The sequence below is a fragment of the Flavobacterium sp. genome, from assembly GCF_044338735.1.
Taxonomy (GTDB): domain Bacteria; phylum Bacteroidota; class Bacteroidia; order Flavobacteriales; family Flavobacteriaceae; genus Flavobacterium.
On the sequence record NZ_JBIIWV010000131.1, the window covers coordinates 1 to 5,879 of the forward strand.

Here is a 5,879-nt window from a genome sequence, read left to right on the forward strand (position 1 = left end):
TATTAAAACTACTTTTTTTCAAAATGGAAGTAACAACTTTAAATGATATTGAAATTATTTCAGCTTCAAATTCAAAAATTAACAGTGTTGATTTTGAAAACCTAACTTTTGGTAACGTCTTTACAGATCACATGTTAATTTGTGATTTCAAAGAAGGTAGTTGGCAAAAACCTATAATTCAACCCTATGCTCCTTTTACTATAGATCCATCTGCAAAAGTTTTTCATTATGGACAAGCCATATTTGAAGGAATGAAAGCGTATAAAGATTTGGAAGATGCTGTTTGGTTATTTCGTCCAGAAGAAAATTTCAATCGCTTTAACAAAAGTGCAATTAGAATGGCCATGCCCGAAGTTCCAGAAGCTATTTTCATGGGTGGATTGAAAAAACTATTACAAATTGAAAAAGAATGGGTAAAAAAAGGAAAAGGTAATACCTTATACATCAGACCTTTTATGATTGCTACCGGTCACGGTGTCATCGCTGCTCCTTCTCAAGAATATCGATTTATGATTATTTTATCGCCTGCGCGTTCTTACTATTCTGGCGAAGTAAAAGTAATTATTGCCGAACATTTTAGTAGAGCTGCTAATGGAGGAATTGGTGCCGCAAAAGCTGCTGGAAATTATTCGGCTCAATTTTATCCAACAAAATTAGCAAACGAAAAAGGGTTCCAACAAATCATTTGGACAGACGATGCTACTCATACCAAACTGGAAGAAGCTGGTACAATGAACGTATTTTTTAGAATAAATGATACATTATTCACTGCGCCAACAAGCGAACGCATTTTAGATGGTGTAACACGTAAAAGCGTAATTGATTTAGCAAAAAGAGAAAATATCAAAGTTGAAGTTCGTTCGGTACTCGTTGAAGAATTAATTACAGCTGCTAAAAATGGTTCTTTAAAAGAAATTTTTGGAGCCGGCACTGCTGCGGTAATTAATCCTATCGTTGGTTTCTCATATAAAGAAGAATATTTTGAATTGCCCATGATGGAACACTCAATGGCTCTAGATATTAAAGAAAAACTGACTAATATTCAACATAAATTAGACGAAGACACTTTTGGTTGGACCGTTAAGATATAGTCCGCGGTCTCAGTCTCAGTTATCAGTAAAAGTATCAGTGATAACTGTGACTGGAAACTGCGACTATTTCAATATCTCTTCAAAATTAGGTTTAAAGTAATTGGGACCTTTCATTACTTTGCCATCTTCTCGATAAATAGGTTTTCCATCTTCGCCCAATTTACTCATGTTGGAACGTTGAATTTCATCAAAAACCGCTTCAATTTTATGTTGTAGACCATGTTCTAAAATAGTTCCGCAAAGGATATACAACATGTCTCCAAGCGCATCGGCTATTTCAACAATATCATTATTTTGAACGGCTTCTAAATATTCTTCGTTCTCTTCTTTCATTAAATTAAAACGAAGTTCATTTTTAAGCGTTTCTAAATCGGCCTTCATTTCGGTACTAACCCCTAGTCCATAGGTTTCATGAAATAATTTAACTGCATTTAATTGTTTTTGCATACTATAGAATTTATTTTACTAAAAATAAAAAATTAGAATCTAATTAATCCTTATTTTTGTAAAAATTTTCAATATGTTTTCAACAGGTCAAATTTATTTTGCAGTCTTTTTTATCATTGCATTTGTAATCACAATGATAGCGGTGTATAGAAAAGATTTAAAGGTCTTAAAACCATTTTATAAAGGCACCTATTGGATTTTCATTGGTTTTTTAACTTTTATAGGACTGCTCTTTTTAATCAAAGTCTTTATGAAAAAATAATTTTACTTACATTTGAAAAACATACCCCTAAAAAATGAGAATTCTTAAATATTTATTTCTATTATTTCTATTATTATCCACCGCTTTTGTAGTTTTTGTAGCTACTCAACCCGGTGATTATAAAATAATGCGTTCTAAAGAAATAAATATTTCAAAAGATATCTTATATCATTTTATTTCAGATACCAATTCTTTAAACGATTGGAGTCCTTGGGAAAAAGATGAAATTTCATTGGTGAATAAAAACTTAACTTCAACTGATTCTATTGCACAAACAATTATTTTAAACGAAGAGAAAAGCAGTTCTTTATTTCATTTTAAAAAAACAAAAAAAGGAACCATCGTTACTTGGGAAGTAAACGGGAAACTAGATTTAAAATTAAAAATTTTAAGTGTATTAAAAGGCGGTGCTACTAATGTGGTAGGCAGTGAACTTGAAAAAGGATTGGATAATATTGATCATTATTTAGTTAACGAAATTTCGAACTATACGATTAAAATTAATGGATTAGTTACAAAAAATACTACAAATTATATTCAGCAAGAAGCTACATGTGCTGTAGCAGATTTTCAAAAAAAATCAAAAGCAATGTTGCAAAACATGATTGCTTTTGTGACCAAAAACGACATTAAAATTACTGGATTACCCTTCGTTATTTATAAAACGAAAAAAACAAGCGATAACAAAACCGTTTTTGCAATGTGTGTTCCTGTGGAAGAAGAAATTTTAACTACAGAAGGTAGCGAAATTTCAGGCGGACATTTTGATTCCTTTTTAGCCGTAAAAGCAACTCTTAATGGCGATTATTCGCATAATGAAAAAGCGTGGAAAGAAGCCCGAAAATATATGAATAAAAGTAAATTATCGGAAGATGATCTAGGAAAACCAATTGAAATTTACAAAGTGAGTTTGCCGAAAGAAAGAAAACCTTCAAAATGGGTTACCGAAATATATATCCCTGTGAAACAAAAAATTAGTAAACCAAAGCCTGAAAGTACTGAAGTTGTTCCATCAACTGAAAGTAATGTGATTACAAATCCTGTTCAGTAATTTATCTTTTTTCTTTTCCAATAAGGTGTTTTACAACCGTTTCTGCTGCATGTAAACCAAACAATGCTGGCATCCAACTATTGGTTCCATAAAAGGACTTTTTGAAATTAGATCCGTCTGTGGTCTTAATACTAGTATAATCAGGTCGCTCGAAGGAATAAACAACTTTTACCCCTTTAGAAATTCCTTCCATTTTTAAACGCTTACGAACATTTTTTGCAAGCGGACAATATTCGGTTTTGCTTATGTCGCGCACTTGTACTTTTTCCGCTTCAAACTTTCCTCCTGCTCCCATATTACTAATGACTTTAACTTTCTTGCGTTTACAAGCCAAAATCAAATTAATTTTTGGAGTCACACTATCAATACAATCTAAAACGTAATCAAATTCGGGCGAAATTAATTCAAAAGCACGTTCTGGCGATAAAAACTCTTCGATTCTGGTTAATTTCAGCTCTGGATTAATATCCATTAATCGGTCACCAACAATTTTAACTTTTGGTTCACCAACTGTACTATGCAATGCTGGTAATTGCCTATTAATATTAGTAATATCAACGACATCGCCATCTACAATTGTCATTTTTCCAATACCCGCTCGCGCTAAAAATTCGGCAGCAAAACTTCCAACACCTCCTAATCCAACTACTAAAACATTGGCATTATCTAACTTTTGTATTCCTTCCTCTTTAAATAATAAAGTCGCTCTTTCTTTCCACTTTGTCATATTAATGTTGAATCGTTAAATTGATGAATTGTCTAACCGAAAATCCTTGAAAAATTAGCAAAAACCATTGTTTTCATTTCTAGTACTGAAATTCCTTTTACAGAAGCTGCTTTTTCATACACTTCATAAATAGTTTCTTCAATGGTATCAGTTTCTAATAAAATTTGATTTTCGGGTGCAAAGTTAACTACTTTTTCTAAATCTGGATTACGCAATAAGTATTTTCCGAAAGAAAGATAAAAACCATTATTCAATAATGATTGCGCTAACTGCTCATTTTTTGAAAATCCGTGAATAATCATGGGGTTTTCTATTTTCATTTCATTTTTTATGGCAATTACTTCATCAAATGCAGCCACACAATGCAAAATTATTGGTTTGTTGGTTTGCTTTACGATTTCTAATTGCTTCTTAAAAATAGCTATTTGTAATTCTAATGGAATATCAATTCGCTTATCTAAACCACATTCGCCCAAAGCTAAACAATCAGTGAATTGTAATTTTTCTTTGATGATTTCCAAATCGTTTTCCAATCTATTTTCATCAATGTACCAAGGATGAATTCCTATTGAGTATTTCGGAATTTCCGCATCAAACTCCCATGGATATTGATTTACTATTTCAATAACCTCACTGTCATTTGAAAATTTATGGGTATGCAAATTGATGAATTTAATCATGACTTTTATTTTTACAAAAATATATAAATTAGTTCACAATGTATTCGGTTTAGCTTTCGTAAATTTGCAACTCAATAGTACTTATGTTAAAACGCGCCTTTCAAAAATACATCAACAACTTCAGAGGATTTTCAAGAGAAATTTGGATTCTTGCACTCATTACTTTCATCAATCGTGCAGGCACAATGGTATTACCGTTCTTATCAAAATACCTTAAAGAAGATTTACATTTTTCATATGGTGAAGTAGGATGGATTATGGTAAGTTTTGGATTGGGATCAATGCTTGGTTCTTGGCTCGGTGGAAAATTATCAGACAAGATTGGGTTCTATAAAATAATGATTTTTAGTTTATTCACTAGTGGTGTCATGTTCTTTTTCTTGCAATACATCACTTCTTTTTGGGCTTTGTGTTTCAGTATGTTTACTATTATGGTCGTGGCTGATATGTTTCGTCCCGCCATGTTTGTTTCGCTAGGAGCCTATGCTAAACCCGAAAACAGAACCAGAGCTTTAACTCTTGTACGTTTGGCGATTAATTTAGGATTTGCTGCGGGTCCTGCTCTAGGTGGCCTCTTAATTATGAGTGTTGGTTATAAAGGATTGTTTTGGGTAGATGGTGCTACCTGTATTATTGCTATTGTAATTTTTTGGTTAAAAGTTAAAGAAAAGAAAAAATCGGCTTATACTGATAAAGCACATCCTGGTGAAGTATTAACCCATTCAGTATTTAAAGATGCACCTTTTTTGATTTTTCTAATGATTTGTTTGATTTCAGGAATCATGTTTTTCCAGTTGTTCACAACAATTCCATTATACCATAAAGAACAATTTAACTTATCTGAACTTCAAACTGGACTCTTACTCACCTTCAATGGGATCCTGGTTTTTTTCATAGAAATGCCATTAGTTAGCTACATCGAAAGAAATAAAATTAATAAACTTAGAGCTATAAATTTAGGCGGTTTATTAATGGCCATAAGTATGTTTCTGTTGCTAATTAATAATTGGGTTGGCATTTTAATCATCATGATGTTATTCATGACCTTTGCCGAAATGTTTGCCTTTCCTTTTTCAAATTCCTTTGCCATGAGTCGCGCACCAAAAGGACACGAAGGTCGCTATATGGCTATTTTCACCATGACCTATAGTATGGCGCATATTTTAAGTGCCAAAACCGGAATGACAATAATCGATAATTTTGGTTATCAAGCCAATTGGTTTTTTATGGGAACTCTCGGATTAATTAGTGTTTTGCTTGGATTATGGGTGTATAAATTAATCAATAATAAAAAATCAAACAATGTATAAACTACTCGCCAAAATAAACAAAATCATTTTACCTAGTTTTACTAAACAAGGATTAGATCCTATCAAAGCAAAAAAATGGCAAATGGCTTTAATAGGCTATCGGTATTATATAACTTGTAGAGCTTTAGATAATTAAATCAAAAGCAGTTATTTTTTAAATTTCGATTTGTATATCTACTAAAAATATCTATATTTGCACTCACAAAAAATGGCCTCGTGGCGCAACTGAATAGCGCATCTGATTACGGCTCAGAAGGTTACTGGTTTGAATCCAGTCGAGGTCACTAAAAGCTCTGCAATGCAGGGCTTTT

7 protein-coding genes and 1 tRNA gene are annotated in these 5,879 nt (G+C 32.3%); 5 read left to right on the forward strand and 3 right to left on the reverse strand.

All coding sequences use genetic code 11. The features are described from left to right. Positions 1 to 23 precede the first annotated feature (23 nt). Complete coding sequence (locus ACIQZC_RS08435) at positions 24 to 1,091, forward strand: branched-chain amino acid aminotransferase (protein ID WP_396138796.1); 1,068 nt, start codon at positions 24 to 26, stop codon at positions 1,089 to 1,091. A 63-nt stretch (positions 1,092 to 1,154) separates the two neighbouring features. On the opposite strand, the gene ACIQZC_RS08440 is transcribed toward ACIQZC_RS08435, so the two are convergent. Then, positions 1,155 to 1,538 carry a hypothetical protein gene (locus ACIQZC_RS08440; RefSeq protein WP_396138791.1) on the reverse strand — a complete coding sequence of 128 codons (384 nt, stop codon included), beginning with the start codon at positions 1,536 to 1,538 and terminating at the stop codon, positions 1,155 to 1,157. Between the two features lie 296 nt (positions 1,539 to 1,834). Between ACIQZC_RS08440 and ACIQZC_RS08445 the strand changes: the two genes are divergently transcribed. Continuing rightward, positions 1,835 to 2,851 carry a GyrI-like domain-containing protein gene (locus tag ACIQZC_RS08445; protein WP_396138792.1) on the forward strand — a complete coding sequence of 339 codons (1,017 nt, stop codon included), beginning with the start codon at positions 1,835 to 1,837 and terminating at the stop codon, positions 2,849 to 2,851. 1 nt (position 2,852) lies between these two features. Here the strand turns inward: ACIQZC_RS08445 and ACIQZC_RS08450 are convergent, their stop codons facing one another. Together ACIQZC_RS08450 and ACIQZC_RS08455 are read right to left on the reverse strand one after the other, a co-directional pair. Next, a complete protein-coding gene (locus ACIQZC_RS08450; protein WP_396138793.1) occupies positions 2,853 to 3,578 on the reverse strand; it encodes a ThiF family adenylyltransferase in 726 nt (241 codons plus the stop codon). A 32-nt stretch (positions 3,579 to 3,610) separates the two neighbouring features. Next, a complete protein-coding gene (locus tag ACIQZC_RS08455; protein WP_396138797.1) occupies positions 3,611 to 4,255 on the reverse strand; it encodes a TatD family hydrolase in 645 nt (214 codons plus the stop codon). 86 nt (positions 4,256 to 4,341) lie between these two features. Here ACIQZC_RS08455 and ACIQZC_RS08460 point away from each other — a divergent pair, with 86 nt between their 5' ends. The 3 genes from ACIQZC_RS08460 to ACIQZC_RS08470 all read left to right on the forward strand — a co-directional run bounded on the left by ACIQZC_RS08460 (position 4,342) and on the right by ACIQZC_RS08470 (position 5,852). Then, entirely contained in the window at positions 4,342 to 5,568 is a 1,227-nt protein-coding gene (locus ACIQZC_RS08460; RefSeq protein WP_396138794.1) for an MDR family MFS transporter, read from the forward strand. Beyond that, positions 5,561 to 5,704, forward strand: coding sequence for an SsrA-binding protein (locus tag ACIQZC_RS08465; RefSeq protein ID WP_396138795.1), 144 nt, complete (start codon positions 5,561 to 5,563; stop codon positions 5,702 to 5,704). Before ACIQZC_RS08460 ends, ACIQZC_RS08465 begins: the two co-directional genes overlap by 8 nt. Before the next feature lie 74 nt (positions 5,705 to 5,778). Continuing rightward, positions 5,779 to 5,852 (forward strand) — tRNA-Arg (locus ACIQZC_RS08470). The last annotated feature ends 27 nt before the right edge of the window (positions 5,853 to 5,879 follow it).